Origin of the sequence: Hymenobacter polaris (genome assembly GCF_012927305.1) — a bacterium.
Lineage (GTDB): Bacteria > Bacteroidota > Bacteroidia > Cytophagales > Hymenobacteraceae > Hymenobacter > Hymenobacter polaris.
On the sequence record NZ_JABBGH010000003.1, the window covers coordinates 39,462 to 65,690 of the forward strand.

24 protein-coding genes are annotated in these 26,229 nt (G+C 63.2%); 17 read left to right on the plus strand and 7 right to left on the minus strand.

Translation table 11 applies throughout. From position 1 onward, the window contains the following. Positions 1–90: 90 nt before the first annotated feature. The 5 genes from HHL22_RS16530 to HHL22_RS16550 all read left to right on the plus strand — a co-directional run bounded on the left by HHL22_RS16530 (position 91) and on the right by HHL22_RS16550 (position 3,464). Positions 91–390: a hypothetical protein gene (locus tag HHL22_RS16530; protein ID WP_169532528.1), complete on the plus strand. Its 300-nt coding sequence runs from the start codon at positions 91–93 to the stop codon at positions 388–390. Between the two features lie 142 nt (positions 391–532). Then, entirely contained in the window at positions 533–1,156 is a 624-nt protein-coding gene (locus HHL22_RS16535) for a response regulator transcription factor (RefSeq protein WP_169532529.1), read from the plus strand. A 112-nt stretch (positions 1,157–1,268) separates the two neighbouring features. Then, positions 1,269–1,790, plus strand: a complete 522-nt coding sequence (locus tag HHL22_RS16540; protein ID WP_169532530.1) for a hypothetical protein — start codon at positions 1,269–1,271, stop codon at positions 1,788–1,790. After that, entirely contained in the window at positions 1,777–2,964 is a 1,188-nt protein-coding gene (locus HHL22_RS16545) for a hypothetical protein (RefSeq protein WP_169532531.1), read from the plus strand. Before HHL22_RS16540 ends, HHL22_RS16545 begins: the two co-directional genes overlap by 14 nt. Positions 2,965–2,984: 20 nt before the next feature. Continuing rightward, a complete protein-coding gene (locus HHL22_RS16550) occupies positions 2,985–3,464 on the plus strand; it encodes a hypothetical protein (RefSeq protein ID WP_169532532.1) in 480 nt (159 codons plus the stop codon). Positions 3,465–3,515: 51 nt separating this feature from the next. Here the strand turns inward: HHL22_RS16550 and ettA are convergent, their stop codons facing one another. Beyond that, a complete protein-coding gene (gene ettA, locus HHL22_RS16555; protein WP_169532533.1) occupies positions 3,516–5,186 on the minus strand; it encodes an energy-dependent translational throttle protein EttA in 1,671 nt (556 codons plus the stop codon). 263 nt (positions 5,187–5,449) lie between these two features. Here ettA and HHL22_RS16560 point away from each other — a divergent pair, with 263 nt between their 5' ends. From HHL22_RS16560 to HHL22_RS16570, 3 genes are all read left to right on the plus strand, one after another. Beyond that, the gene (locus tag HHL22_RS16560) at positions 5,450–6,772 is read left to right on the plus strand and encodes a DUF349 domain-containing protein (RefSeq protein WP_169532534.1); all 1,323 of its coding nucleotides are present in this window, start codon (positions 5,450–5,452) and stop codon (positions 6,770–6,772) included. A gap of 75 nt (positions 6,773–6,847) precedes the next feature. After that, the gene (locus HHL22_RS16565; RefSeq protein ID WP_068339058.1) at positions 6,848–7,069 is read left to right on the plus strand and encodes a DUF2795 domain-containing protein; all 222 of its coding nucleotides are present in this window, start codon (positions 6,848–6,850) and stop codon (positions 7,067–7,069) included. A gap of 85 nt (positions 7,070–7,154) precedes the next feature. Continuing rightward, positions 7,155–7,883 carry an ABC transporter ATP-binding protein gene (locus HHL22_RS16570; RefSeq protein WP_241738162.1) on the plus strand — a complete coding sequence of 243 codons (729 nt, stop codon included), beginning with the start codon at positions 7,155–7,157 and terminating at the stop codon, positions 7,881–7,883. Positions 7,884–7,945: 62 nt separating this feature from the next. On the opposite strand, the gene HHL22_RS16575 is transcribed toward HHL22_RS16570, so the two are convergent. After that, positions 7,946–9,160: a lycopene cyclase family protein gene (locus HHL22_RS16575; protein ID WP_169532535.1), complete on the minus strand. Its 1,215-nt coding sequence runs from the start codon at positions 9,158–9,160 to the stop codon at positions 7,946–7,948. Between the two features lie 153 nt (positions 9,161–9,313). Here HHL22_RS16575 and HHL22_RS16580 point away from each other — a divergent pair, with 153 nt between their 5' ends. From HHL22_RS16580 to HHL22_RS16590, 3 genes are all read left to right on the plus strand, one after another. Continuing rightward, positions 9,314–11,392, plus strand: a complete 2,079-nt coding sequence (locus HHL22_RS16580; protein ID WP_169532536.1) for an OmpA family protein — start codon at positions 9,314–9,316, stop codon at positions 11,390–11,392. Positions 11,393–11,512: 120 nt separating this feature from the next. Then, the gene (locus HHL22_RS16585; protein ID WP_169532537.1) at positions 11,513–12,529 is read left to right on the plus strand and encodes a PorP/SprF family type IX secretion system membrane protein; all 1,017 of its coding nucleotides are present in this window, start codon (positions 11,513–11,515) and stop codon (positions 12,527–12,529) included. A 69-nt stretch (positions 12,530–12,598) separates the two neighbouring features. Then, positions 12,599–13,876 (plus strand): SUMF1/EgtB/PvdO family nonheme iron enzyme, encoded by a 1,278-nt coding sequence (locus HHL22_RS16590; protein ID WP_169532538.1) that lies wholly within the window; start codon positions 12,599–12,601, stop codon positions 13,874–13,876. 226 nt (positions 13,877–14,102) lie between these two features. Here the strand turns inward: HHL22_RS16590 and HHL22_RS16595 are convergent, their stop codons facing one another. Beyond that, positions 14,103–14,798 (minus strand): ComF family protein, encoded by a 696-nt coding sequence (locus HHL22_RS16595; protein ID WP_169532539.1) that lies wholly within the window; start codon positions 14,796–14,798, stop codon positions 14,103–14,105. Between the two features lie 178 nt (positions 14,799–14,976). Between HHL22_RS16595 and HHL22_RS16600 the strand changes: the two genes are divergently transcribed. The 3 genes from HHL22_RS16600 (at position 14,977) to HHL22_RS16610 (ending at position 16,634) form a co-directional block, all read left to right on the plus strand. Then, on the plus strand, positions 14,977–15,375 hold the full coding sequence (locus HHL22_RS16600) for a carboxymuconolactone decarboxylase family protein (protein ID WP_169532540.1): 399 nt from the start codon (positions 14,977–14,979) through the stop codon (positions 15,373–15,375). Beyond that, complete coding sequence (locus tag HHL22_RS16605; RefSeq protein ID WP_169532541.1) at positions 15,365–15,739, plus strand: hypothetical protein; 375 nt, start codon at positions 15,365–15,367, stop codon at positions 15,737–15,739. The genes HHL22_RS16600 and HHL22_RS16605 overlap by 11 nt, the downstream gene beginning before the upstream one ends. 121 nt (positions 15,740–15,860) lie before the next feature. Next, positions 15,861–16,634 (plus strand): exodeoxyribonuclease III, encoded by a 774-nt coding sequence (locus HHL22_RS16610; protein WP_169532542.1) that lies wholly within the window; start codon positions 15,861–15,863, stop codon positions 16,632–16,634. Between the two features lie 151 nt (positions 16,635–16,785). On the opposite strand, the gene HHL22_RS16615 is transcribed toward HHL22_RS16610, so the two are convergent. Continuing rightward, positions 16,786–18,942 carry a hypothetical protein gene (locus tag HHL22_RS16615; RefSeq protein ID WP_169532543.1) on the minus strand — a complete coding sequence of 719 codons (2,157 nt, stop codon included), beginning with the start codon at positions 18,940–18,942 and terminating at the stop codon, positions 16,786–16,788. A 324-nt stretch (positions 18,943–19,266) separates the two neighbouring features. Here HHL22_RS16615 and HHL22_RS16620 point away from each other — a divergent pair, with 324 nt between their 5' ends. Beyond that, positions 19,267–20,637, plus strand: coding sequence for a sigma-54-dependent transcriptional regulator (locus HHL22_RS16620; RefSeq protein ID WP_169532544.1), 1,371 nt, complete (start codon positions 19,267–19,269; stop codon positions 20,635–20,637). A 364-nt stretch (positions 20,638–21,001) separates the two neighbouring features. On the opposite strand, the gene HHL22_RS16625 is transcribed toward HHL22_RS16620, so the two are convergent. Further along, positions 21,002–21,382 carry a T9SS type A sorting domain-containing protein gene (locus HHL22_RS16625; RefSeq protein ID WP_169532545.1) on the minus strand — a complete coding sequence of 127 codons (381 nt, stop codon included), beginning with the start codon at positions 21,380–21,382 and terminating at the stop codon, positions 21,002–21,004. A 139-nt stretch (positions 21,383–21,521) separates the two neighbouring features. Between HHL22_RS16625 and HHL22_RS16630 the strand changes: the two genes are divergently transcribed. Together HHL22_RS16630 and HHL22_RS16635 are read left to right on the plus strand one after the other, a co-directional pair. Continuing rightward, entirely contained in the window at positions 21,522–22,673 is a 1,152-nt protein-coding gene (locus tag HHL22_RS16630) for an NAD(P)/FAD-dependent oxidoreductase (protein WP_317172681.1), read from the plus strand. A gap of 238 nt (positions 22,674–22,911) precedes the next feature. Continuing rightward, positions 22,912–24,072, plus strand: coding sequence for a type III polyketide synthase (locus tag HHL22_RS16635; RefSeq protein ID WP_169532546.1), 1,161 nt, complete (start codon positions 22,912–22,914; stop codon positions 24,070–24,072). Positions 24,073–24,086: 14 nt separating this feature from the next. Here HHL22_RS16635 and HHL22_RS16640 read toward each other — a convergent pair whose 3' ends face one another. Together HHL22_RS16640 and HHL22_RS16645 are read right to left on the minus strand one after the other, a co-directional pair. Then, positions 24,087–25,250 (minus strand): PA14 domain-containing protein, encoded by a 1,164-nt coding sequence (locus tag HHL22_RS16640; protein WP_169532547.1) that lies wholly within the window; start codon positions 25,248–25,250, stop codon positions 24,087–24,089. A 204-nt stretch (positions 25,251–25,454) separates the two neighbouring features. Then, on the minus strand, positions 25,455–26,174 hold the full coding sequence (locus tag HHL22_RS16645; RefSeq protein ID WP_241738163.1) for a methyltransferase domain-containing protein: 720 nt from the start codon (positions 26,172–26,174) through the stop codon (positions 25,455–25,457). Positions 26,175–26,229: the final 55 nt, after the last annotated feature.

Sequence of the window (26,229 nt, forward strand, 5' to 3'; positions counted from 1 at the left end):
AGGGCGAATGGGCGCGGCGGCCTGGCTATCCTGGTCCGGCCGCCGCGTCCGCGTGGCCGCCCGGCGCGGCATTTTTGCGTAGCAGGCGCTATGTCTACTGCTGTTTTTTGGGTCGCCCGCAGCCTGCGCGTGCCGGGGCTGGGGCTGCTGGTACTGCCCGCGCCGCCCGCGCCGGCCTGGCTGGCCGCCCCGCCGCTGCACGCCGCCCTACGCCTGCTGCTGCGCCGGCCCGGCTACCCGCCCCTGGCCCTGCCCGCCACCATCGAAGAAGTAGCCCCCGAGGGGCAGCCCCCCACCCGCGCGCTGCTGCTCGACGCCGACCCGGCGGGCGAGTTGGGCCAGGGTGCGCAGCTCGCGCTGGTTGAAGTAGTACCGGATGACTTGCTTTAGCAAATTCTATCCTTTAATTTTCATAAAATTAATGCCGGCCAGCTGTTTATAAGCTCTACCCTACCGATTACCCCGGTGGGTGGCTTACCGCGCTGGTCGGCGGCATACTGCTTTTCTCACGCTATGAAAACCGCCTTGCTGCATGGGTCTATCACCGTCTTCCCCCACGGGGCTGCTGGTAGCGGCCCCGCCTACCCTGCTGTGCCGGGGCCTCTTGCTGACCCTACACGAAACCTGGCCCGAGCGCACGGCCACCTTGGTTACCGACCCTAGCCAGCTGCTGGCCCATTTGCGCACGCACGCCTACGCGCTACTGATTGTGGATAGCGCCGCGTTTGCGTCGCCCCTGCTGCCCGGCTTGCTGCGGCAGGCGCGCCAGCTGCGCGCCAACTTGCCCTTTCTGGTGCTTACGGGCCGCCGCCCGCCCGCGCTGCCCCTAGGGGCGATTACCTCGCTGCGGCTGCTGCCCCGCCACGCCACTCCAACTGAGGTAGCAGCTACGGCCACCGAGCTGCTGCGCGGTAGCCCGCCGGGCACGGCACCCCAGCCGAGCCGCCGCACCCCCAACGCTGGCTTCAGCCCCCGCGAGCTGGAGGTACTGGCGCTGGTGGTAGCCGACCTCGGCAACGTGCAAATTGCGCAGCGCCTGTGCCTGAGCGTGCGCACCGTCGAAAGCCACCGCCGCACCTTGCTGCACAAAGCCGGGGTGCGCACTCCCGTGGGCCTCACCGCCAGGGCGCTGCGCGAAGGCTGGGTGCCCATGTAAAATTTCGTGCTTTACGGCTGGGGCCCGGCCATCGGGCCTTGGCGCTGCGCCGACCGGCGCCGCTATTTGTGGCTGCTCGCTTACCTCATCCCTGGTTTTAACTTCCTTAGGTATGCTCGAAAACCTATCCAACCTGCTTACCGTGGTGCTGGCCCTGAGCGTGGCTTCCGAGCGCCTGGTAGCTATTGTCAAAAACCTGGTGCCGTGGCTCCGCACCGAGCAGCCGCGCAACGAGGCCACCCGCAAGCTCGTGCTGCAAGTGCTGGCTGTGCTGGCGGGCATTGCCACCGCATTTTTGGCGCAGGAGCTGCTGGCCGCGCCGCTCCAGGGCCGGGGGCACCTGGTGGTGCTGGGCCTGCTGGCCAGTGGCGGCTCGGGCTTTTGGAAGTCGGTGCTGGGCTACGTGAGCAGCGTGCAAGACATCAAGCGAACGAAAGCCGTTGAAACCAAGGTGCAGGCCGCGCACGCGGTAGCCACCATCGCGCGCAGCGCCGCCACCCGCCCGGCGGCCCCGGCTAGCTTCCGCGCTACCGATGCGGAAGCCCCCCAGCCTACCGCCGCCGCTGACCAGCTGCAAAAACAGGCCGACGCCAACCTGGCGAAAGCAATTGCTCTAGCCAATGCAACGCTTTAAAGCCGGGCTTGCCGCGCGCGCCGCGCGCTACGGGCGCGGCCTAGGCCTACTACTGCTAGGGCTGCTGCTCAAAAGCTGCGAAGTACCCGATGTGCAGCCTTTTACGAAAGCCACCATCGCCATGGGAACGGCCATTGAGGAGAGCTTGCGCCGCGTGGTGGCCGACCTAAACCGGGTGCAGCTGCCCGCTGCCGAAACCCAAAACCGGATTCAGCTCGACACCGCCCGGCAGCAGCTAACCCGCAAGGCGCACAAATTTGCCGAGGTGGCGCACGCCTTCGATGCCTACGCCCACGCCCTGGACGCGGTGGCGGCAGCCGGCCAAAAGCGCGGCGCGGCCATCAACCAGGTTTTTGCCGCTACGCAAGCTATTGCTACGAAAAGCGCGGAGTTTTTGAGTGCCGCGCTGCCGGTAGCAGCCCCCATCAACGCGACCGCGCAGCCCATCTTGAAGGCGCTGGGCAAAGTGGCGACTGACCTCAACGCTGCCAAAACAATTCATAGCCTCGGCAAGCTGGCCTCGCCCGCGCAGGACTCCGCCATTCAGCTATCGGCGCAGCTACTGCGCCTGGGCATGCGGCACTTCTACGCCATCGACTCGACGGCCTACCAGCTTTCTTACGCCAACTTGCCCGACGGCTACCGCCAGGCGCAGTACTGGTACCAGTTTACGCTGCAGCGGCAAGATTCGCTGGTGAGCCTGCTGGCAGCGCTCACGCAGGCCGATAACTTGGTGCGGGCCGGTAAGTATGCCTCGCTGGAAAACCCCATCGACCACGACGGCCCCCTGGACCACATCCGGCAGTGGGACTACGACCCCCAGCGCACGGTAGCCACCGCCTATGCCGCCTGGCAGCGCCGCCGCAGCCCCGCGCAGCAGCGCCTGGCCAAAGCCGCGCTCCTGGATGCCCTGCGCCGCCGCGAGCTGTATTACCGGCCGCTAACCGAGCTGCCCCAGGCGCAGCTGGCGGCCGCCCAAGCCCGGTGTGGCGGCCCCGCCCGCGACGCGGCGCTGCTCAGCAAAAGCACCCAGCTGCTTGACACCTGGGCCAGTAGCCACCACGAGCTGCGCCTGCTGCTGGCCAAGGCCAGTCAGGTGAGCCGCCAAGACCTGGTGAGCTACGCCCAAACCGTGCAAACGCTGGCCGAAGAGTTAAGAGCCGCTAAAAAGTAACCTTTCTCATCCCCTACCCAATGGCCGCTATTGATTGGAATTCGCTCAGCTCCGCTACCGACTGGGAAGAGGCCCTAGGCACCCTGACCCAAGACGCCGCCGCAGCCAAAGCCGGCACCCCCGCCGACCGCCAGGCCGTAGAAAGCGAGCTAACAAACTTTTGGGTTATTCCCTGCCCCTTCACGAAAAAGACTGACCGAGCTCGGCAGCTGTACAATGAGTTGGTTTTAATTGACTTAAGTAGGCTCATTGACCAAGCTACCTTACCGCCGCCCACTACTGCCCGCTTAGCCGCAGCAACTTCGCCCCGCCCCCTAGGGTTGCCCGAAACGAAGTTGGCCCACCAGGCACTCCAAGCCCTGAATGGCCTGCGCGAGCAGCACCGCCAGCAGCTGGCAGCGCACCTGGCTATGGCTTGGCAAATCAGCGCGTTGCAAGCTGCCGTGCAGGCCTTGCTGCCCGCGCCCCGACCTATGCGCGGCAAGCGGCCAGCCAAGTAGCAGCCGGCCCTAGGCCGGCTGCGGACTAAATGTGCCTGACTAGGTAGCTGGCTAGCTTAGCTTACGGTAGCGCACGCGCTTGGGCTCCACGTCGCCGAGGCGCTTGCGCTTAGCTTCCTCGTAGTCCGAAAAGTTGCCCTCGAACCACACCACTTCCGAGTCGCCCTCGAAGGCCAAGATGTGGGTGGCCAGGCGGTCGAGGAACCACCGGTCGTGCGAGATGATGACGGCGCAGCCGGCGAAGTTCTCCAGGGCATCTTCCAGGGCGCGGATGGCGTTCACGTCCAAGTCGTTGGTGGGCTCGTCGAGCAGCAGCAGGTTGGCGCCCTGCTTGAGGGTCATGGCCAGGTGCACGCGGTTTTTCTCGCCGCCTGAGAGCGTGCCGACCTTCTTTTCCTGGTCGCCGCCGCCGAAGTTGAACTTGCTGACGTAGGCCCTAGAGTTCACCGGCCGGCCGGCCAGCAGCATGGTTTCGGTGCCGCCCGTAATGGTGTCAAACACCGATTTGCTGCCGTCGAGCGAGTCGTGCTGCTGGTCGATGTAAGCCGTTTGCACCGTGGGGCCCACCGCGAAGGTGCCCGCATCAGGCTGCAGCTGGTCGGTTATCAGTCGAAACAGCGTGGTTTTGCCCGCCCCGTTGGGTCCAATGATGCCCACGATACCGCCCTGCGGCAGCGAAAACGACAGGTTCTCGAATAGCAGCCGGTCGCCAAACGCTTTGCGCAGACCCTCGGCTTCAATTACTTGCGCCCCTAGGCGCGGGCCGTCGGGGATGAACAGCTCCAGCTTCTGCTCCTTGTCTTTGGCTTCCTCGCCGGCCAGCTTTTCGTAGTTGGCTAGGCGGGCTTTACCCTTGCTCTGGCGGGCTTTGGGCGACATGCGCACCCACTCCAGCTCGCGCTGCAGGGTTTTAGCGCGCTTGCTTTCGGTGTTCTCCTCCTTGGCCAGGCGCTCGGTTTTCTGCTCTAGCCAGCTGCTGTAGTTGCCCTTCCACGGAATGCCGGTGCCGCGGTCCAACTCCAAAATCCAGCCGGCCACGTTGTCGAGAAAGTAGCGGTCGTGGGTGACGGCAATGACCGTGCCCTTGTACTGCTGCAAGTGCTGCTCGAGCCAGAGCACGCTCTCGGCGTCGAGGTGGTTGGTAGGCTCATCAAGCAGCAGCACGTCGGGCTCTTGCAGCAGCAGGCGGCACAGGGCCACCCGGCGCTTCTCGCCGCCCGAGAGATTGCCAATAATGGCCTCCTGGGGCGGGGTGCGCAAGGCATCCATGGCGCGCTCCAGCTTGCTGTCGAGGTTCCAGGCGTCGAGTTGGTCCAGCCGTTCCTGCACGGTACCCTGGCGCTCCAGCAGCTTGTCGAAGTCGGCGTCTTCGGCCCCGAAGGCCTCGTTTATCTCGTCGTATTCCTTGAGCAGGGCCACGGTTTCGGCGGCGCCTTCCTGCACTACTTCGAGCACCGTTTTGGTGGGGTCGAGCTGGGGCTCTTGCTCGAGGTAGCCCACTGAGTAGCCGGGCGAAAACACCACCTCGCCCTGAAACTGCTTATCGACGCCGGCAATAATTTTGAGCAAGCTCGACTTGCCCGAGCCGTTGAGGCCAAGCACGCCGATTTTGGCGCCATAAAAAAACGAGAGATAGATATTTTTGAGAACTTGCTTCTGAGGCGGGTAAATCTTACTTACCCCAGCCATGCTGAAGATGATGGTGGGCTGCTGGTCGGACATGCGAGGAGGCGAAGAGGTGGGGAACGCGCACGACCCTAGGGGCCGTAGCGCAAAGCTAGCGCGTTTTGGCGGCCAAGAACCAGGCGCCTCCCCTGGCCAAACCCCAAGTGCAGCTAGTTATTTTCTTGATAATCAACCTGTATTTAAGGCTACACTTCGCAAAAGTCCTAAACACGCAATTTCCCCCGTAAACTTGTAGTTCATTCTCTTCTTGCGCGCGCAGCTATCGGCTGCGTGCGGCGGCTCCACCCTATCCTCTCCTAATGCAACACCCCGACCACCCACTCACGGAAGCCAAGCGCTACGGCTATGTGGAAGACGGGGGCGTGTGGCTGCGCCCCGTACTGGGCCAGCCGGCCCGTCGCATCGGCTCGGTCAAAGGCACCGACGACGATGCTCTCCGCTACTTCGCCCAACGCTACACCGCTTTTCAAGCCAAGATTGACGAGCTGCTTGACCGCCTGCAAACGGCTGACAACCAAGGCTCTTACCTAATGAAGCTGCTGCACCTGCAGGAGCAAACCAAGCAGCACGACGGCCTGGGCGACTACCAGGCCCTTTACGACCGCCTGCACGCCGCCGAGGAGCAGCTGAACGGCTCGGTAGCCCGCAACCGCGAAAAAAACCTGGTCACCAAGCGCAGCCTCATTGCCCAGGCCGAAGCCCTACGCGACACCGTGGACTGGGTGGCGGCCAGCGAAACGGTGAAGGAGCTGCGCCAGGCCTGGCTGAAAACCGGCCCCGTAGATAAGCAGCTGACCGAGGAGCTGGAAAACCGTTTTCACACCGAAATCCAAGGCTTTTTCGACCGGCGCAAAGCCTTCCAGCTCGACCGCAAGGCCCTGACGCGCCGCACCGTGGAGCGCTACCGCGAGCTGGTGTGGGAAGCCGAGAAGCTGAAGAACTCCGAGCAGTTTGAGGCTACCTCGCGCCAGCTCAAGCAGCTGCAAACCGCCTGGCGCGACGTAAACGGCAACTTGCCCAAGAAGCAGGCCGCCGAGCTGTGGACCAAGTTTCGGGCGGCCAACAACCATTTCTTCGAGCGCCTCAAAAAGCACATCGAAAGCCAGCGCCCGGCCGAAGCCGCCGCCAGCACCGGCGTGCCCAGCACCCCCGAGCAAAGCCTGGTGCGCAAGCGCGAGCTGGCCCGCCGGGCCGAGGGCCTGCTTGGCCTGCCCCCCGCCCAGGGCGTAACGCAAGCCAAGGCCCTGCAAGCCGAGTGGAAGCAAAGCGGCGCCGTGCGCGGCCCCGAAAGCGACCAGTTGTGGCAGCGCTTTATGCTGGCCTGCGACAAAGTATTTGAGATGAGCGCCCTCGACTACTACCTGCGCAAGCGCCAGGGCGAGGGCGGCGAGCCCCTAGGCCCCGCAGAGCGCGCCCAAGCCAGCGTGGTGGCCCTGCGCAAGTTTATTGAGAGCGACCGGCAAGAACTGGCAACCTTACGCGACAATTTGGGTAAGCTACCCAACTCGGCCGCCAACGACCAGCACCGGCAGCTGCTGCAAGGCAAGATTCGTACTTTCGAACGGAAGGTGCAAACCAAAACTGAGCTGATTGCGCTTTTCCAGCAAGCCGCTGGCGCTTAACTTCGGGCGGCGCTCGCACGTAGCGCTTTGTTTAACTGACTTTTTCCTGCACTTCAAGCTTAACTCCCTCCCTCTATGTACTGGACCCTCGAACTAGCCTCTTATCTGGAAGATGCGCCCTGGCCCGCCACCAAAGACGAGCTGATTGACTTTTCCATCCGCTCGGGCGCTCCTATGGAGGTGGTCGAAAACCTGCAAGGCCTTGAGGATGACGGCCAGCCCTACGAGAACATCGAGGAGGTATGGCCCGACTACCCCACTAAAGAGGACTTCATGTTCAACGAAGACGAATACTAGATTAGTGACTAATTACTAGTGACTAGTGACAACTCTTCAACGTTAGGCGGGCCATGCTTGCTTTTACTTATTAGTCACTAGTCGCTTGTCACTAGTCATTCAAAGCTTAGTCGCGGAGTACCCCAACCGGGTGCTGCTCCGCGACTTTTCGTTGGTGCTGCCCCCTAGGCCCACGTTTGTAGCCATCCTGGGGCACAACGGCGCGGGCAAAACCACCCTGCTACGGGTGCTGACGGGGCAGCTGCCCTACCAGGGCTCGGTGCGCCTAGGGGGCCCCGAGGAGCTGCGCACCCTGCGCGGCCCGGCCCTGGCCCGGCGCCTGGGCTACCTGCCCCAGCGCGGCACCTTAGAGTTTGGCCTGCCCGTGCGTGAGCTGGTGGTGATGGGCCGCTACCGCCACCACGGCCTACTGGGCACCTACGGCCCCGCCGACTACGCCCGCGCCGATGCGGCCCTGGAGGTTGTGGGCATCGCTCAGCTGGCCAACCAGGACTTCCGGCAGCTGTCGGGCGGCGAGCAGCAGCTGGTGTGGCTGGCCCAGCTCTCGCTGCAAGCGGCGCCGCTGTACCTGCTCGACGAGCCTACCCAGCAGCTCGATGTATATTACCGCCAGCGGGTATTTGAGCTGATAACCAGCTGGGTAGAAGTGGATAAGCGCACCGTGCTGTGCACCACTCACGATTTGGATAGCCTACCGGGCCTGCCAGGCTATTTACTCAATTTATCGCGCCCTAGACCCGTACTGGTGCCCATCAGCCCCGAGGCCGTGCGGACCGAATATAATTTTTTGGCGCGCAAGGGTCCGCGAGGTTAAGCGAGGTTTCGCCAGGTTTTTGCTGGCTAAATAGCAATGATTCTAACCTGGCGAAACCTCGTCTAACCTTGCGAACCCTTGCGCCGCCCCGGCTGGCCGCGCAGCACCTGCCAGATGGAGCGCAGAAAAGGCCCCGCCGATACTGAGTTCATAATGCGCAGGTTATCGGCCCAGGAGGTTTGTTCGTTTAGAAACTGCAGGATGCGCGCCACTGGGTTGCGCTCGAACAGCTGCCGGAAGATGTCGCGGGTGCGCTCGCCCCGGCGCTGCATGATGTCGAGCAGCAGCGTGTCAAAGAGGCGAAACTGCCAGCGGTCGCCGGTGGCGTCGGCGGGCGGGTGGCCAGTAGTCGCCAGCGCCGCCACCAGCCGCGCCGACTGCGCCTGAATGCGCTGAAAGGCGTAGCCGGTGCTGGGCTTGGCCCGGCCGGCGCGCGTGCCCAGGTTAATGATGCGCGCCCCCGCGCGGGCCGGCAGCGGGTGGTCGCTCATCGGGATGGCGCCTATTTCTTCCTCCACCACGCGGTAATGGCCGTCGGCGAGCCCTAGGGTACCACGCAGGTAGTCAAGGATGTACGCCTCATACTCGGCCTTAGGCAGGCGCTGGGCCGAGAAGAGTGTGTACTCGACCAGCGCGCGGCGCGGGCCGAAGGGCAGCACGTACATAAAGCGCGCCTCGTAGTGCTGCGGCCCCCGAAAGTCCATAAACTCCACCACGGTGGGGTCAAATACGTCGCGGTCGGTTTCAATTTCCCAGCCTACGAAGTGCTGCAGCAGGTAGCGGTGCCTATCGGGCCTAGGGGCAATAGCGGGCGGGCGGCTGTCGAAGGCGTAGCGGGCGCGGTAGCGGCGGCCGTCGGCCAGGCGGGCTTCTACGCCGCCGGGCACTTCTAGCACGCCGCTCACCTCGCCCTGCACCTGGGTAAACTGCCGGGGCCGCGCCGCCAGCGCCGCGTGCACGAAGCGGTAAAAGTCGAGCCCCCGAATGCTGTAGTAACGGTAGGACCCTAGGGATAGCACCCGCTCGAAGCCCGGCGCCCGGAAGGCAATGGCGTCCCACCGGCCGCGCGCCAGGTGGTCGAAGGGGCCGGGCGCGTCGGCCCAGTAGCTCCAGGTGCGGTCGTTCTGGGTTTTGGGCTCGGGCTCGATGAGCAGCACGCGCTGGCCAGCCAAGCGCGGCTCCTGAGCTAGGTGGTAGGCCAGGCTGAGGCCGGCCGCGCCGCCGCCCACCAGCAGGTAGTCGTAGGTATCAGCGGCGTCGGGGGTGGCCTTGGGCATGGTGCAAAGATGGGGCCGCCGCCGCCCCGATTTGGCTGGGCCGGGCCTGGGTGTTAGGTTCGTAGTGGCAACGCCTTGATTTACCTAATTATAGCATTTTATCAACTTCCAGCGTTACGATACTTAGCAGGACCCATTTTATTTGGTATTATTATGAATTCTAGTTCGGGTTATTTTTTAGTGGCCGCGCTACTGGCAGGCTCGGCCGCACAGGCGCAATCGGTACTGTGGGCCACCAAGGTAACGGAAGTTTCATCGCAGAAAGCCAAGGGAAAAGAAGACTATTCGCCCGAGCAGGTGCTGGGCGAGCCCAACGCCCTACCCCTAGGGTCGGCTAGCGAGAAAGCCTGGACGCCCGGCAAAGATGGCAGCACCGAGTTTATTGAAGTGCGCTTCGCCCATTCTATTAAGGCCCAGCAGGTTACGGTCATTGAGAACGTCAACCCCGGCGCCATCATCAAGATTGAGCTGGTGGATACTAAAGGCCAGCGGCACCAGGTGTACAAAAACGACCAGCCTGGCCCGCTGCCTTCGTCGTTTCGCACGCTGCAAGTCACCTTCAAGCCCGATAAGTACTTGACCATCGGGGCGGTAGTGACGCTGAACGGCAGCAAGGTGACCGGCGAAAACCAGCTCGACGCCATCGGCGTGGCCAACGTGGAGGCCCAGATGGTGAAGTCGGACTTCAAGAACGAGGCCTCGGAGGTGCAGGCGGCCCAGATTGACTCGACGCTGAAGAACCTGGGGCCCAACGTGAACAGCAAGTACGTGGATACCCACCCGGTGATTTCGCCCGACGGGCGCACGCTGTTCTTCGCCCGCCAGTTTCACCCCGACAACATCGGCGGCACCCACGACCCGCAGGACATTTGGTACGCCAAGATTACCAGCGGCAAAAACCAGACATGGGGCATTGCCAAGGGCCTAGGCTCGCCGCCCAACGGTGGCGACGAGCCCAACGGCCTGGCCTCGGTGACGGCCAACGGCACGCAGGCGCTGCTCATCGGCGTGTACGAGGACGGGCTGATGCGGCCCAACGGCTTCTCGATGAGCCGGCGCTCGCCGGGCGGCTGGAGCGTGCCCGCGAAGGTGGAGATTGATGACTACAAAAACGAAGACCCCGAGCACATCGACGGCTTTCTGGCTACTTCGGGCAAGGCGCTGCTGATGGCCGTGCAGCGCCCCAACGGCCGCGGCGGCCAGGATATCTACGTGAGCTTTCCGAAGCCCATTCCGGTGGGCGAGCAGGACCGCCCCGGCCGCGCCGTGAAGTGGGGCAAGCCCATCAACCTAGGGCCCAATATCAACACGCCGGGCTCGGACTTTGCCCCCTTCCTAGCTCCCGACGACAAGACGCTGTACTTCGCCTCGGACGGACACGGCGGCTACGGCAAGAGCGACATCTTTTACTCGAAGCGCCTGGACAGCACCTGGACCAAGTGGAGCGTGCCGCGCAACCTGGGCCCGGTGGTGAACTCGCCCGACTTCGACGCTTATTACACCGTATCGGCGGCCGGCGACAACGCCTATCTGGTATCGTCGCGCGAGGGCACGCAGGGCTCGAAGGATATTTTCCGGGTGGCCTTGTCGCCCGCCTTCAAGCCCGAAGTGGTAACGCTGGTAACCGGCAAGGTGCTGGACGCCGTGACCAAGAAGCCCATCCGGGCTAAGATTCACTACGAAAACCTGCTGACGGGCGAGGAGATTGGCGTGGCCGAAAGCTCGCCCATCGATGGCTCGTACACGATTGTGCTGCCGGCCGGCGTGCAGTACGGCTACCGCGCCGAGGCCGCCGATTACCTGGCCGAGGACGCCAGCCTCGACAACACGACGGCCAACAAGTACAGCGAGAAGCAGCAGGATTTGTTCTTAGTGCCCTTCAAGGTGGGCCAGAAGGTGAAGATGAACAACATCTTCTTCCCGCAAAGCAAGTTCATCTTGCAGCCCAGCTCGTTCCCCGAGCTGAACCGCCTGGTGAAAATCATGCGCAACTACCCGACGCTGGAGATTGAGCTGGGCGGCCACACCGACAACCAGGGCGACCCGGCCCTAAACGTAAAGCTGAGCGAAGACCGGGTAAATGCCGTGAAAGCCTTCCTGGTAGCCAAGGGCATCGAAGCCAAGCGCCTGACCACCAAAGGCTACGGCGGCGCGCAGCCCATTGCCAGCAACGAGCAGGAGGAAACCCGCCGCTTCAACCGCCGCGTGGAATTTACCATTACCAAAAAATAAATAGCTTTGTAAATCAGCAAAAAGCAGACCGTCATGCTGATTTACTAATTGACCCAGGCGCCAAAAACAACCCCTAGGGTCAAGTACCTTCGCAGCCCTTGCCAGCGTTAGGGCTGCACCATGAAGCTTCCACTACTCGCGCTTACGTTGCTTGCCACGGCCGCTCACGCGCAGGACGTGTATTTTTCGCAGCCCTACGCCAACCGCCAGCAGGCCAACCCCGCCTGGGCCGGCCTTGTGGACGACTACAGCGCCACGCTCAGCTTTCGCGACCAGCTGCCGCAGTTCGCGGGCTCGTTCATCACCACGCAGCTGGCGGCCGACTGGCGCCTGCCGCAGCCGGGGCTACACCACGCCCTAGGGGTGGTTATTACCCGCGACCAGGCGGGCACCGCCGGCTACACCCGCCTCGAGGCCAGCGCTCAGTACGCTTACCACACCCGCCTCACGCGTGAACTGGCGTTGAGTGGCGGCGCCACGGTGGGTTACGGCCGCCAGCGCGTGGGCTACGGCAACCTCACTTTCGGCGACCAGCTGGCGGCCGACGGCACACTGACGGGCCCCACGGCCGAGAGCCTGAGCGATTTTCCGGCGGCCAACTACCTGACCCTAGGGGTGGGCGCGGTGCTGTACACCCAGCAGTTTTGGCTGAGCGTGAGCGGGCACCACCTGAATAGGCCCGACCTAGGGTTTCAAACCCAGGCGCAGCTGCCGGCCCGGCTGGCGGTGAGCGGCGGCTTTAAGGTTTACCTGCGCCCGCCCGAAAGTCACGGCCGGGTCGAAACCCACGAAATCAGCTTTACGCCGGTGGCCGGCTACAGCCAGCAGGGCGGCTCGCGGCGCACCGAGGCGGGCGTGTACTTTTTGGCGCAGCCCATCACCCTAGGGGCCGTGTATCGCAACCTCACCGGCTTTGAAACTAGTGGCACCCAGCACGTGTTGGCGGCGGTGGCCGGCGTAGCGGTGGGCGACCTGAGAATTGGCTATAGCTACGACGTGGGACTGAGCCGGTTGGCGCAGGATTTGGGGGGGGCGCACGAAATAACTTTAACCCTGCGTGCGTTTGACAGGCTCGAAAGCGCCTACCGGAAGCTGAAAAGAAGAAATTATCCGGCTGCCCCTTGCCCAAGTTTTTGAACTTTTGTAATATTGCAGGCAGATTGCTCGAAATAATTAATTACAGCCTTTAAAAAATTGTCTTTACCTATGAAATTCAATAACTATCTCGGCCTGGTGGCTGCCGGTAGTCTGGCATTTCTAGCCAGCTGCGGCCACAAGGGGGCTCCTACCGCCACCAACCCTGGCAAAGCATCGTCGACGACCGGTATAGAGTACAATACGGACGAGGGTATGAAAGTGGCCAGCTTCAAGAAGATTCCGACCGGTCCCGGTTTGGTATATATCGAAGGTGGCCGCACGGTGCTGGGCTCGGCCGAGGAGGACGTGACCAACAACCACGACAACATGGAGCGGACGGTGACTATCGCCTCGTTTTACATGGATGAAGCGGAAGTGGCCAACATTCACTGGCTGGAGTATTTGCACTTTTTGCGTAAAGATTCATCGGAAGAGAAGTACCGCGCCGCCCTGCCCGACACCACCGTGTGGGCCCGCGACCTGTCGTTCAACGACCCCTACGTAACCTACTACCTGCGCTACCCCGGCTTCCGCTACTACCCCGTAGTGGGCGTAAACTGGCTGCAGGCCGACAGCTACTGCGCGTGGCGCACGGCCAAGGTGAACGAGAACCTGGCCAAGAGCAACAGCGGTAACTCGAAGGGGGGCGGCTTATTTGGCAAGAAGAAGGATAAGAAAGGGGATGCCTCGGCCGCTAGCGGTGCCGAAGGCGGGGGCGCCGGCGCCCTGGCCAACGGCAAGAATGGCCCATCCATCGAAAACGGCAACACGCTGCCTAACTACCGCCTGCCCACCGAGGCCGAGTGGGAATACGCCGCCCAGGCTCTCATCGGCACCCAGGAAGTGGGCAACGAAAACCAGGAGGAGAAGCGCATTTATCCCTGGGATGGTCGCTCGCTGCGCAACCCCTACGGTGGCAAGCAGGGCCAATTTTTGGCTAACTTCAAGCGCGGCCGCGGCGACTACGCCGGCCTGGCGGGCAGCCTGAACGACGGCGCCATGATTACGGAGTATATCTACGCTTACCCGCCGAACGATTTCGGCCTGTATAACATGGCTGGCAACGTCAACGAGTGGGTGCAGGACGTGTACCGCCCGCTCTCGTTCCAGGACGTGGAGGACCTCAACCCCTTCCGCCGCAACGGCGTGGGTGACCCGGCCGACAAGTACGACAAGAAAGGCTACCAGAGCATGATTGACGACCACGTGCGCGTGTACAAAGGCGGCTCGTGGCGCGATGTGGCCTACTGGCTCTCGCCCGGTACCCGCCGCTACATGGCGGAAGACTCGGCCACGGCTACCATCGGTTTCCGCTGCGCCATGATTAACGCCGGTAGCAACAAATAATCGCGGATTTAACTAATTTCGGGAATACGCTTGCTGCGCAAGCTGACTACGTGAGCAGTAAAGTTGAAAGGACAGGCCACCCATAAGTGGCCTGTCCTTTTTTGCTACTACTAACACAAAATCCCTAAACCAGGCGAGAAGCAGGCACGCGCCAACTCGCCAGTCGCGTAGTCAGCTGCGAAGCAGCGTATCCCCGAAATCAGTTAAATCCGTTAAATCTGCGGTCCTAGGCGGCGGCCACGGTGGCAATGCTAATAGCGCGGGCACCCGCTTGGAGCAAGGCCGCGCCGCAGGCTTCGAGGGTGGCGCCAGTGGTGAGCACGTCGTCAACCAGCAGCACGTGGCGGCCGGCAATGGCCCTAGGGTCGGCCACCTCGAAAACGGCGGCTACATTTTGCCAGCGCTCGGCGCGGCTCTTCCGGGTTTGCGACTCGGTATCGGCCAGGCGGCGCAGGGCGTGAGCGCGGCTAGGGCAGCCCAGCGCTTCGGCCAAACCGCTGCCGAAGGCCTCGGCCTGGTTGTAGCCGCGGCGGGCCAGCTTGCGCGGGTGCAGCGGCACGGGCACAATGAGGTCGAACTCACGGGCCAGGCCAGCGCCGGCCAGCTCGGCACCGTAGAGGCGGCCTAGGGTGTGGCCCACATGGCGCTGGCCCCGGTACTTGAGCTGGTGCAGCAGCAGTTGAGTGCGGCCGTGGCGCATAAAGTGCAGGTAGCTAAGCACCTGCTGCACCGGCAGCCGGCCCCAGAAGCGGCGAGCCAGCGGGTTGTCGGCGGGCGGCAGGCGGTGGTAGTCGGTGTAGGGCAGCTCGATGCGGCAGACGGTGCACAGGTGCTGCTCGCCGGCCACCAGGGGCTGCTGGCAGGCTAGGCAGGCTTGCGGAAAAAACAGGGCCAGGCAGTCGGCCAGCAGCGAGCGGAGCATCTTTTCGGGAGCGAAGCGGTTATGGGACGTAAGTTCGCCGCCCGCGCGTGAAAGCCAGTTGTCCCGGCTCTTTCTAGGACTGCTAATTTGCCCTAGGCCCCTTGGACCAAGCAACGCGCTCCCACCTCCATGGGGCCCCGCAGGGCATCAGAACGCAACTTTTAACTTTTAACCTACCATGTCGCTCACTACCGACTTCAATGATTACCGCCAGCGCATGAACGAGCGCGTGCTGGCCTATGATAACAAGGTTATCAAGCGCTTCTTTAACCTCGATACCAACGCCTATCAGGCCGGGGCCATTGATGTGAAAACCAAGGAGATGCTGGGCCTGGCCTGCTCGCTGGTGCTGCGCTGCGACGACTGCGTGAAATACCACCTGGGCAAGTGCCATGCCGAAGGGCTGAGCGACGACGAGGTGTTCGAAGTATTCTCCATCGCCAACCTCATCGGGGGCAGCATCGTGATTCCGCATTTCCGCCGCGCCGTAGAGTACTGGGAGGTGCTGCGGGCCGAAGCTGCCCTAGGAACCCCCGGCGCCGCCCACGCCGCTACGCACCCGCCCCATGCGCACTAATCCCGCCTTCGCCGCCGAAACCGAGGCTGAGTTCAATGCCCGCTGGGAAGCGCTGCTCACCGAACTGCACGCGCGCTTTGGCCGCCGACCCGACCTCAATGCGCTGCTGCTGCTCATTGGCGTGCAGGAACTGGGGCAGGGCGTGGCTGCCTTCACCAAAGAGCAAAAGCAGGACCTGATGCACATTGCCACCTGCAAGCTATTCAGTCTCAGCCACTACTACGAACTGGAGCGCGTGGATGACGAGGGCTGGCCGCACTACCGCCTGCTGACGCCGGTACCCTTCGCCAACCTCAAAGAGCAGGAGCGCATGCTGAAATGGCACATGCTGGAATATTTTGATGCCCTGAAAGACGAGGAGTAAGGAATGTGCGAAGGTGGCAGATTTGGAAATGTAGGGAATGTAAAGCTGCGCCTGACCGTCTTTTTCCTGCGCTACCCCCATCCTATACATTCCCACCTCTTCTCATTTCCCTACATTCTCCTTGAAAATCGTTTCGTATAACCTTAACGGCCTGCGCTCGGCGCTGGGCAAGGGCCTGCTCGACTGGGTGGCCCAGGCGGCACCCGATGTGCTATGCGTGCAGGAAATAAAGGCTGGCACCGCCTCGCTCGACGTGAGCGGGCTGGTGGCCCTAGGCTACCATGCCTACCTGCACCCGGCCCGGAAGCCCGGCTATAGCGGCGTGGCCACCTTCAGCCGCCAAGTGCCCCTAGGGGTAATAGAGGGCTGCGGCAACCCGCTCTACGACGACGAAGGGCGGGTGTTGCGGCTCGACTTTGAGGACGTCTCGGTGCTCAATACCTACATGCCCTCGGGCACGAGCGGGCCGGCGCGGCAGGCGTTTAAGGTGGCGTGGCTGCACTGGTTTCGGCAGTACGTGGCTGGGCTGCGGCGCGACCCGGCCGTGCCGCCCCTGGTAATTGGCGGCGACTTCAACTGCTGCCAAACGGCCATCGACCTGCACAACCCCAAGGCTAACCAGCAAAGCCCCGGCTACACGCCCGAAGAGCGGCAGTGGTTTCGGGATTTTCTGACGGACGGGCTGGTTGATTCGTTTCGGCACCAGCATCCCGAAGCACCCGGCCACTACTCGTGGTGGAGCTACCGCGCCGGCTCGCGGGCCCGCAACGTGGGCTGGCGCCTCGACCACCTGCTGCTGGAGCCCGCCCTGCTGCCGCGCCTGCACGGGGCCGGCCTCTGGCCCGACGTGGTGCATTCCGACCACTGCCCCGCCTGGCTCGAGCTGACACCCTAGGCCGATTCCAATTAAAAAGCCCCGCACTCCTGCGGGGCTTTTTTTTTGTGACTAATAGCTAGCCATATAGCAAGGAATGAAGGACCTACGAATAACAGGACGTTGGATTACGGACAGGAACAGGAATCAGCATAACAACTTGCGCGGCCACTTACTGGCCAGCTACTTGCAGGCGCTGCGTGGTAAGGACTTGGCCGGCCGCATCGCGCAGCACCACGTAATAGAAGCCGGGGGCTAGCCCGGCGGTAGGCAGCGCCAGCGTGGCCTGGCCCTCGGCCGCGGCCGCCGAGTGGTGCAGCGGCTGCCCGAGGCTTGAGTACAGGTGCGCCACGGCCCCTAGGGGCAGGTTGCCGCTGGCTCCCAGCGTGACGACCGCGGCGGCTACGGGGTTGGGGTAGAGGCTAAAACTAGCCCGCGGGGCACTGCCGGCCAGCGCCACTACCTGCGAGAGCGTGGCAGTGCCATCGCGGTCGAGTTGGCGCAGGCGGTAGTAGAGGGTGCCCGTCAGGCTGGCGGCTTCGGAGTCGCGAAGGCTGTACTGGCGCGTGGTGGCGCTGCTGCCGGCCGCGGCCACCTGCCCTACGGCCGCAAAACCCTCGGCCGGGTCGGTGGCGCGCTCCACCACAAAGGTGGCGCTGTTCAGCTCGCTAGCCGTCGCCCAGCTAAGTTCGGCTTCGCCGGTGGCGGCCAGGCGCCGCACCGCCACGCTCACTAGCTGCACGGGCAGGGGCGCCGCCGGGGCCACCAGGTTAATTTGGCCGTTGGAGTCGTCGGCGAAGGCGTAGTAGATATTGGTATTATCTACCAGCCCCAGCACCCCGCCGATGGTTACGCCCACCGCGGCAAAGTTGCGGGTGGTGCGGAAGCTGACGGTTTGGCGGTTATCAGGCAGCACATCCAGCGTGAGGAGCGACGAGCCGGTTTTGGTTTCTAGCACGTTATTATCAGCGTCGTAGGTAGCCACCGTCACGCGGTCGAGGGCTGCGGCATCGAGCAGGCCGCCCTGGTGGGCCAGTACTAGGCCGGCGCGGTTGCCAGCCTGGCCGCCGCCGTTCAAATCCAGCTGTAGGCTAGCCGAGCTGGCCACGCCTACCGCCACGTTCAGGCTGGCGTAATTGGTTAGGTTGACATCGGCCGCGTTGGCGCCATTGCTTACGCTGCAGCTCGTCGGGGACGCGCACAGCAGCCCGTTGCTGTAGGTGCGGAAGTGGCCGGCTGCGTTGCCCCAGGCCGAGCGAATTTGGGTGGCGGGGGTGGCGGCCACGCCCACGCCGTAGTACAGCTGCAGGTTGTCAAGCACCGTCACGGCGCCCACCCGCTCGATGGATACCGCATCAAACTCCTTGGTGGTGGGAAAGCTGAGCAGGCTTTGGCCGCTGGGCAGCACGCCTAGCTCCAGCAGCGACAAGCCCTCGGTAGTTTCCTGCATCGCGCCGTTGCGGTAGGTTTTCAGCACCACGCCCCCTAGCAGGTCGGCGTTCAGCAGGTTGTCGCGGTTGCCCACCACAAAGCCGGCCCGGTAGCCCGCCGGCGCCACGCCCTCCAGGTTAGTGCGCAGCTGCTGCGGGCAGCTAACGGTGGCCAGGCTGGCGAAGGTGGCGTAGTTGGTGAGGTCGTTGTCTACCGTCAGCTCGGGGTTGTTGATGCCGCTAGTGCAGCCGCCGGTGGCGTACTGGCCGGCCGGGTTGCCAAAGCGCGATACGTAGCCTGCCACCTGCCGGGCCTGGTTGGGCTGCACCCCGTAGGCATACTGCACCCGCAGCCCCGACCCTAGGCTGAGCACGCTTCCTAGTTCCAGCTCCACTTGGTTGAAAGACAAGGTAGACGTGAACTCCAGCTGCTCGGGCGCACCAGCCCCGGCCAGCAGCGCCGCTCTCAGCAGCGATAGGTCTACCGCTTTGGTTTCCCGCAGCGCCCCATCCAGGTACGTGCGCAGGGTGGCCGTTTTCAGCGCCGAGATATTAAGGCCCCCTAGGGCTGCTACCAGCATGCCGGCGCGGTAGCCAGCGGGCGCCGTGCCGCTGAGCGGCAGCCGCAAGACAACCGGGGCAGTAGTGGCCGTATACACATTGGCGGCGAATGACAAATCAGCCAGCTGCGCGGCCGTACCCACCGCTACCCCGCCGCACAAAAGCGGCGTGCACCCAAAGCCCGTAGGCTGCGTGGCCACCACCGGGCTGGCCGAGGAATAGTAGGCCGCCCCGCGCGCCGCGGCGGCCGCCAGCAGCAGGCTTAGCAGCAGCAGGCGCCCCATATAGGCGCCAGTGGCGCGAGTAGAACCAATTGTGGTTTTATCAAGAGAATACATAACGGGCGGGTATACTGTGGAGCTATGCCACACCTGTTACAAGGAATTTGCCAATTAATATAAAATGTTTATAGTCAAGATTTTAATTTAATGACATAAGATTTAAACCATCTCAAATTGGAAATTATATATCCGTATTTCTACTAACTATTACCCTATTTACCGGGGTGATACTTGCACTGTAAATTTTATACCCGAATTTTGCCTATCGTATATATAATTAGTGCGTTAATTATAATTATTCTATTATCAAGTTGTCCTGCTTATCTGCTTACACTCTTTCTGATAGTGCCATCAGGGACTATCTGCCTTCGCTATCGTTAAATGCCTACTCCTTCTTCCTACATTATCTGGCTTATTGGGCCAGATAGCTATTACGTTACCCGCCTCTGCCATCGCCTTTGCCTGAACCCCGACTACCAGGTGCGGCGGTTTACGAGCGTGGCGGCAGCCCTGGCCGCCCGGCCTAGCCCTGGTTCGCCCCTGCCCAACGCCCTGGTGCTCGATAGCGACGATGCGGCGCAGCAGCTGCCCCAGCGCCTGCTGGCCAAGCTGCGCGAGCGCCTGCCCGAGGCCCCCCTCTTTGTGCTGGCCGACCAGGCCAACGCCACCCTAGAAGCCCAGCTGCTGAGCCAGGGCATTACGGCCTATCTGGTGAAGGATGCCGGCAGCCCCGAGCGGCTATGGCAGGCGCTGGCCAAAACCCGCGAGCCGCAGCCCACCCCGCCCCCCGCAGACAGCCCCGCCTCGCACCTGCTGCTGGGCGAGCACCCCACTATTCTGCGGGTGCGCGAGTTGATAACTAAGGCAGCCCGCACCAGCATTACCGTATCGGTGAGCGGTGAAACGGGCACGGGCAAGGAGGTGGTGGCCCAAGCCATCCACGCGCAGTCCAGCCGGGTGGGCAAGCCGTTTGTGGCGCTCAACATGGCCGCCATTCCGCGCGAGCTGCTGGAAAGCGAACTGTTTGGGCATGAGAAGGGCGCTTTTACCGGGGCTGCCAGCCGGCGCACCGGGCGCTTTGAGGAAGCCAGCGGCGGCACCCTGTTTCTGGACGAGATAGCCGACCTAGAGCTGACGCTGCAAGCCAAGTTGCTACGCGTGCTGCAAGAGCGCACCATCACGCGCGTGGGAGGCCGCGACGCCATTCCGTTTGATGTGCGCCTAGTAGTGGCCACCCACCGCGACTTGGCCGCTGAGGTGCGGGCGGGCCGTTTTCGTGAGGACTTGTATTACCGCCTGCTGGGGCTGCCCATCGAGCTACCGCCCCTGCGCAGCCGCGGTCAGGATGTGCTGCTGCTGGCCACGGCGTTCGAGCGGGCCTTTAGCCAGCAAAACGGGCTGCCCTCGCGGCCCTTTAGCAAGGAGGCCCGCCAGGCGCTGCTCAACTACGCCTTTCCGGGCAACGTGCGCGAGCTGAAGGCGGTGGTGGAGCTGGCTACCGTGCTGGCGGAGGGCGCGCAGCTCGAAGCCGCCGACCTGCCCTTCCGCAACCTAGCGCCCGTGGCCGACGGCCCAGCTCCCAAAGGCCAGCACCCCTCGCTACGCGAGCAAACGCTGGCCATTATGCAGCAGAGCTTGAACGATATGCAGGGCGATGTAGTAGCGGCGGCCGGCCGCCTGCGCGTGGGCCGCTCCACGCTCTACCGCCTCATTCAAAGTGGCGAGCTGCGGCTGCCCACCTCTGCTACCTAGCCGGCCGGAGCGCGCCAGGGGCCACCACCGGGCCGCCAGCCTAGGGGGCTTGGCCGGCCGGCAACCCTAGGGGGCATAAAAACCCGAATCTTACTGTAACCCTGCCCGGCCAATCCTGGTTAAACACCCACCCCGTCCCGCCGGCCGGGCGTTCCTATTCCTTCACGTTAATTGCCTTGTACTATGAAATGGGTATTTCTTGCGTTGGTGGTAACTACCGCCGTACTCGCCCTCGATACTGCTCGCCGCGTGCGTAACCTAGCCACCGGCGAGTCCCGCTAGGCTAGTGGCGCTTAGCGCATAAAAAAAGCAGCCCGACGGGCTGCTTTTTTTATGCGCTAAGCGCTGCTGGGGCAATACCCTTTCAGCGGATAACCAGCTTGCAGAGCTGGCTGGCGTTGTCGGCCTCAATCTTGACGTAATATAGGCCATTAGCCAAGCGGCTCAAGTCCAGCGTCTTAGTAAAATGGTCGTTCAGTTCGCTCAGCGACTCGCGGTACACTACGGTGCCAATCACGTTGAGCACGCTCACGTCAACTTTACGGCCTTCGAGGCCGCTGATGGTGAGGTGCACAATGCCAGTGCTCGGGTTAGGATATACCGTCAGGGAGCGGTCGTCGAGAAAAGCGCGCGCCGGGGCTTGAAGCGGGTGTACCGGCGTAGCTTGCGCAGTGAGCGGCAGCGCCGCCAAGGCCAGCCCTAGCGCATAAAGCGAGCAAATAACAGTAAGTAAGCGTTGTTTCATACTAAACTCAACCAGAACACGATAGCGGGGTTGGACTCAGGTTAACGTCCAAGGCTGGTTTTGGTTTTACAAAGTTAGGGAGCTAGTATAAGCGCCGCATACTAAACTACACAAATATTCGTTTTTTCTCCTTGACTACGTGCAGCTAGCCCCTATTCCTACGGCAGAGGTAATCCCGGTTTTGGTGCTGGGGGGCGGGCTGGCGGGGCTGGCCGCGGCCCTGGACCTAGCCCAGCGGGGGCAGCGCGTGGTGGTGGTAGAGCGCCGCACCTATCCCTTTCACCGGGTGTGCGGCGAGTACGTGAGCAACGAGGTGCTGCCCTACCTGCGCCGCCTGGGCGCCGACCCGGCCGCGCTGAACCCGGCCGCTATTCAGTATTTCGAGCTATCATCGCCGGCGGGGCGCACCTTGCGCAGCCCGCTCGACCTGGGTGGCTTCGGCATCAGCCGCTACCAGCTCGACGCTTTTTTGTACGAGCGGGCCCTAGGGGCGGGAGTCGAGTTTATCTTGCCCGCCACGGTGGCCAGCGTCGAGTTTGAGGCCGCTGCCGGCCTACACCGCGTGGCGCTGGCCGACGGCCGCCGCCTGGCCGCCCGGCTGGTGCTGGGCACCTACGGCAAGCGCGCCAACCTGGACCGGCAGCTGAACCGCAGCTTTTTTGGGCAGCGCTCGCCCTACCTGGGGGTGAAGTACCACCTGCGCCTGCCCGGCTTCGGGCGCGACGTGATTGCGCTGCACAATTTTCGGGATGGCTACGCGGGCATTTCGGCCATAGAAGACGACCGCCTGTGCTTCTGCTACTTAACCACGCGCAGCAACCTCAAGGCGGCTGGCAGTATTCCGGCCCTGGAGGCTACGGTGCTGGCGGCCAACCCGCGCCTGGCCGACATCCTGGCCGCGGCCGAGCACCTGTACGCCCAGCCCGAAGTGATAAACGAGATATCTTTTGCCCCCAAAACCTGCGTTGAGCAGCACGTGCTGATGGTGGGCGACGCGGCGGGCCTCATCACACCGCTGTGCGGCAACGGCATGGCCATGGCCCTGCACGGCGCGGCGCTGGTGGCCCCGCTGGCCGAGGCTTTTTTGCGCGGGCAGCTACCCCGCCCGGCCCTGGAAGCAGCCTACGCCCGCACTTGGCGCGCGCATTTTGCCGGGCGGCTGCAAGTGGGGCGGGCGGTGCAACGCCTCTTTGGTGGGCCGCGGCTGAGCGAGCTGGTGGTGGGCGGCCTGCGCCACTGGCCCGCCGCCGTGCGGGCCCTGATGCGCCGCACGCACGGCACCGAATTTTAGGCGCACGGCCTGGCAGCTAGGCAAAACAAGTGTAAAATTTGCGCTATCTGTGCCCCTAGGGTCCGGCCAGCCCTGGAGCCATTTAGCTATTAACCAGCATCATACTAGCAATACATGCAGCTACCCGGCCCGCCCCAGCCGAAAACTTGGGGCGGGCCCGACTGCTACCGGCCGCGCCTTTGCGTAGATTGGCCCAAGCCCTAGACGCCTGCGCTGGCCTAGGGTCCTTCTTTTTCTCATGCCTAGCTACCTGGGTGCCATTGGCACCGCCGTTCCGCCCCACCGCCTGGCCCAGCCGGTTATTGCTGGGTTTATGGCGCGGGCCCTCGAGCTAGACGAGGCCGCCACACGCAAGCTGCGGGCCCTCTACCGGGTGTCGGGCATCGAGCACCGCCACTCGGTGCTGCCCGACTACGGCCGGGCAACGGGCGAGTTTGAGTTTTTTCCTAATACGCCCGGTCTGGAGCCTTTTCCGCGCGTGGCTTCGCGCCTGGCGGCCTACCGGCGCGAGGCCCTGCCCCTGGCCCTGGCGGCCGTGCGCGACACCCTAGGGCAGGCGCCGGGCATAGAAGCGGCCAGCCTTACGCACCTGCTTACCGTGAGCTGCACGGGCATGTACGCGCCGGGGCTAGATATTGAGCTGGTGCAGGCCCTAGGGCTAGCGCCGAGCGTGCGGCGCACCTGCATCAACTTTATGGGCTGCTACGCGGCCGTAAACGCCCTGCGCCTGGCCGATAGCCTGGTGCGGGCCGACCCGGCGGCGCGGGTGCTGGTGGTGAGCGTGGAGCTGTGCACCCTGCACTTCCAGAAAAGCCCTGAGCCCGACCACCTAGTAAGCAACGCCTTATTTGGCGACGGGGCGGCGGCCGCGCTGGTGCTGGGCGAGCCCCTGCCGGGCCCGCAGCCTAGCCTAGCGCTGCGCGCCTTCCACTGCGGCCTCGAGCCGGCGGGCCTGGCCGACATGGCCTGGCACATCGGCGACTTTGGCTTCGAGATGACGCTCTCGGGCTACGTGCCGGCGCTCATCGAGGGGGGCATTGGGGCCTTGGTTGCGCGGCTGCTGCACGAGCTGCCAATAGAGGCCGAAGCCATTCGCCACTTCGCGCTGCACCCCGGCGGCCGTAAGATTCTGGAAGCCATCGAAAAGGCCCTAGGCCTCTCGGCCCACGACAACCGCCACGCCTACCGGGTGCTGCGCGACTACGGCAACATGTCGTCGGCCACGGTGCTTTTTGTGCTGCGCGAGCTGCTGGCCCACGCCACCCCCGCCGACCACGGCGCGCCGGTGCTTAGCTGCGCCTTCGGGCCGGGGCTGACGCTGGAGGCTATGCTGCTGGAGGTGGTAGCCTTGCCTAGCCCAGCAGCCCTAGGCCCGGAGCAAGCCGCAACCTTTGCTTAGCTGCGTTAAGTACCCTAGTAGTCCAGCGACAACTTGCGGCTGTAGGTGCCGCGCTCGGTGCTGAGAAACAAGCGGTAGATGCCCACTGCCAGCCCCGGCTTGATGAAGTGCGGCTGGCCATCCTCCAGGTTTAGCGACTGCTGAAAAACCAGGTGCCCCGCAATGTCCACTATCTTGAGCTGGCCCATGCTGCCAGGTCCCAGCGGCGGCACCTGCAAGTAAAAGGTACCATTGTTGGGCACCGGGTACAGGCTGAGCACGAAGGGGGTTGGCTTCACTTCCACGGCCAGCATGGGCGAGTACACCGGCGAGCGGTCGCTGCGCAGCTGTTCGAGGCGGTAGTAGTTTTGGCCAAGGGCGGGCTTAGCATCCAGAAACTCGTAGGTGTGCGGGCCCCCGCCCACGCAGGCCTGGCGCTGCACGGTTTCGAACACCACCCCGTCGGTAGAGCGCTGCACCACGTAGGCCTCGCAGTTGTATTCGGCTACTACGTTCCAGCGCACCTGGACCCGCTGCTGGTCAGGCGTCAGCTCCAGCTCACTGAGCGTGGGCTGGATGGCGCCGGTCTGGCTATAAAGCACTCCGTTGGGAATGAGTTGCTTAGGCAAGTTGGGGCCGCTGTATTGCAGCACCAGGCCCTGGCTGCCGCCGTGCTCCCCGTAGGCTACGCGCAGCGTGTGCAGGCCGGCAGTAAGGGTGCAGGTGCCCACTGCTTCGCGGAAGCCCTGCTGGTCGCCCTTGTTGCTCGCCAAAGCCTGCGGACCGGCATCCAGCCAGAGGTAGGCGGCATCATCCGAGCCCAGGTAAAAGCTGTATTGCCCCGGCGTCAGCACGTAAAGCTGCCCCTGGAAGTAGCCGCTGAACTCGTCGGGATTGCCCGGCGCGTTGTAGACTGCGATGGCGCCCACCTTAAAATTATCCGTTTCGGCCTGCGGAAAGTTAAGCTGGTCGACGGGGCGATTCACGATGGCGGCCGGCTGCTGGAAGAAAGACAGCGCGTCGTTGAAATAGCCCCGGTAATAATCGGCCCGCAAGCCCGGTGTGCCCACTGGTGCCTGCGCGGCCGCCGCCGTTGCCCCCAGCAACAAAACTCCCCACCACAGCAGGACCAAGCCGCGCCGGGCCGCCAGCAGCCGCTGGGGTGGGTGGTAGAATAAAAGCGCGTACAGTGAATTCATAATAAGTCGGGTGGGATAGAAGGAAAGTGAATGTTAAACGTGCCTGCTGGGCGGTGCGGTTAAGCAGATGCGAGTTCTTTTAAAATAATATTATTTTTTTACTTTTTTCTTGTAAAAAGACTTTACAAAGCTAATGCATCATTTTTACCCTCAGGTGGTTTACAGGCTTAAAATTGTTATATTTAGTTAATTTTAAGTGAAAGTTCAAGGGGCATTTGCCGCGCCCGCCAGCACCAGCTGCCAGCGGAAAGCCCAGCACCAGCGCAGTGAGTAGTGCCTGATGCCCGCCGCCGCCAGCAAGCGCCGCCAGTCGGCCCGTGAAAAGGCGCGGGCGACCGACAAGGGCGCATCGTGCTGCACCAGGCGCGAACCCCCTAGAAGCTTGGTTAAGAGCCGAATGCTGTGGTAAGCCAGCCAATGCCGGTGCAGGTCGTTGATGACAACGGCTACCCTAGCCTGCTGCTGCCAGCGGCGCAGCAGCGGCACCAGCTCGGCATCGGTGAAGTGGTGGCAAAAGAGGCTGGCGGTGAGTACATCGTAGGGCTGGCTGGCAAATTCGGTGCCGAAAATGTCAAGCTGCTGGTAGCTGATTTCGGGGTAGGCCTGGCTTTTGGCAGCGGCGTAGCGCAGCATAAAGGCGTTGGCATCGATGCCCACCAGCTGGGCGGGCTGGTGCTGGCGGCGAACCCAGCGGGCCACGTGGCGCAGGGTATCGCCGCCGCCGCTGCCCAGGTCGGCCAGGCGCAAGGGCCGGCCCGCCGGAAAGCGCGGGCGCAGCCGGGCTAGCGCCGCCAGCACCGGGCGGTAGCCACCGAGCCAGGTATTGATAGTTTCCAGCTCATCCAGGTTTTGGCGCAGCTCCTCAGTAGCCAGGCTTAGGTCGTCCATCAGCTCGGGCGTAGTGGCGCGGGTGCGAAGGTTCATGTAGGTAAAGGTCGGGCAGTGGTTGGGCTAGCAATTGGATTCATTCAGCCTTTTT

Excerpts from the sequence above, each read along its gene's own strand:
- HHL22_RS16530 (WP_169532528.1), top strand. The coding sequence starts at position 91 with ATGTCTACTGCTGTTTTTTGGGTCGCCCGCAGCCTGCGCGTGCCGGGG.
- HHL22_RS16535 (WP_169532529.1), top strand. The coding sequence starts at position 533 with ATGGGTCTATCACCGTCTTCCCCCACGGGGCTGCTGGTAGCGGCCCCG.
- HHL22_RS16540 (WP_169532530.1), top strand. The coding sequence starts at position 1,269 with ATGCTCGAAAACCTATCCAACCTGCTTACCGTGGTGCTGGCCCTGAGC.
- HHL22_RS16545 (WP_169532531.1), top strand. The coding sequence starts at position 1,777 with ATGCAACGCTTTAAAGCCGGGCTTGCCGCGCGCGCCGCGCGCTACGGG.
- HHL22_RS16550 (WP_169532532.1), top strand. The coding sequence starts at position 2,985 with ATGGCCGCTATTGATTGGAATTCGCTCAGCTCCGCTACCGACTGGGAA.
- ettA (WP_169532533.1), bottom strand. The coding sequence starts at position 5,186 with ATGTCCGACCAGCAGCCCACCATCATCTTCAGCATGGCTGGGGTAAGT.
- HHL22_RS16560 (WP_169532534.1), top strand. The coding sequence starts at position 5,450 with ATGCAACACCCCGACCACCCACTCACGGAAGCCAAGCGCTACGGCTAT.
- HHL22_RS16565 (WP_068339058.1), top strand. The coding sequence starts at position 6,848 with ATGTACTGGACCCTCGAACTAGCCTCTTATCTGGAAGATGCGCCCTGG.
- HHL22_RS16575 (WP_169532535.1), bottom strand. The coding sequence starts at position 9,160 with ATGCCCAAGGCCACCCCCGACGCCGCTGATACCTACGACTACCTGCTG.
- HHL22_RS16580 (WP_169532536.1), top strand. The coding sequence starts at position 9,314 with ATGAATTCTAGTTCGGGTTATTTTTTAGTGGCCGCGCTACTGGCAGGC.
- HHL22_RS16585 (WP_169532537.1), top strand. The coding sequence starts at position 11,513 with ATGAAGCTTCCACTACTCGCGCTTACGTTGCTTGCCACGGCCGCTCAC.
- HHL22_RS16590 (WP_169532538.1), top strand. The coding sequence starts at position 12,599 with ATGAAATTCAATAACTATCTCGGCCTGGTGGCTGCCGGTAGTCTGGCA.
- HHL22_RS16595 (WP_169532539.1), bottom strand. The coding sequence starts at position 14,798 with ATGCTCCGCTCGCTGCTGGCCGACTGCCTGGCCCTGTTTTTTCCGCAA.
- HHL22_RS16600 (WP_169532540.1), top strand. The coding sequence starts at position 14,977 with ATGTCGCTCACTACCGACTTCAATGATTACCGCCAGCGCATGAACGAG.
- HHL22_RS16605 (WP_169532541.1), top strand. The coding sequence starts at position 15,365 with ATGCGCACTAATCCCGCCTTCGCCGCCGAAACCGAGGCTGAGTTCAAT.
- HHL22_RS16615 (WP_169532543.1), bottom strand. The coding sequence starts at position 18,942 with ATGTATTCTCTTGATAAAACCACAATTGGTTCTACTCGCGCCACTGGC.
- HHL22_RS16620 (WP_169532544.1), top strand. The coding sequence starts at position 19,267 with ATGCCTACTCCTTCTTCCTACATTATCTGGCTTATTGGGCCAGATAGC.
- HHL22_RS16625 (WP_169532545.1), bottom strand. The coding sequence starts at position 21,382 with ATGAAACAACGCTTACTTACTGTTATTTGCTCGCTTTATGCGCTAGGG.
- HHL22_RS16635 (WP_169532546.1), top strand. The coding sequence starts at position 22,912 with ATGCCTAGCTACCTGGGTGCCATTGGCACCGCCGTTCCGCCCCACCGC.
- HHL22_RS16640 (WP_169532547.1), bottom strand. The coding sequence starts at position 25,250 with ATGAATTCACTGTACGCGCTTTTATTCTACCACCCACCCCAGCGGCTG.
- HHL22_RS16645 (WP_241738163.1), bottom strand. The coding sequence starts at position 26,174 with ATGAACCTTCGCACCCGCGCCACTACGCCCGAGCTGATGGACGACCTA.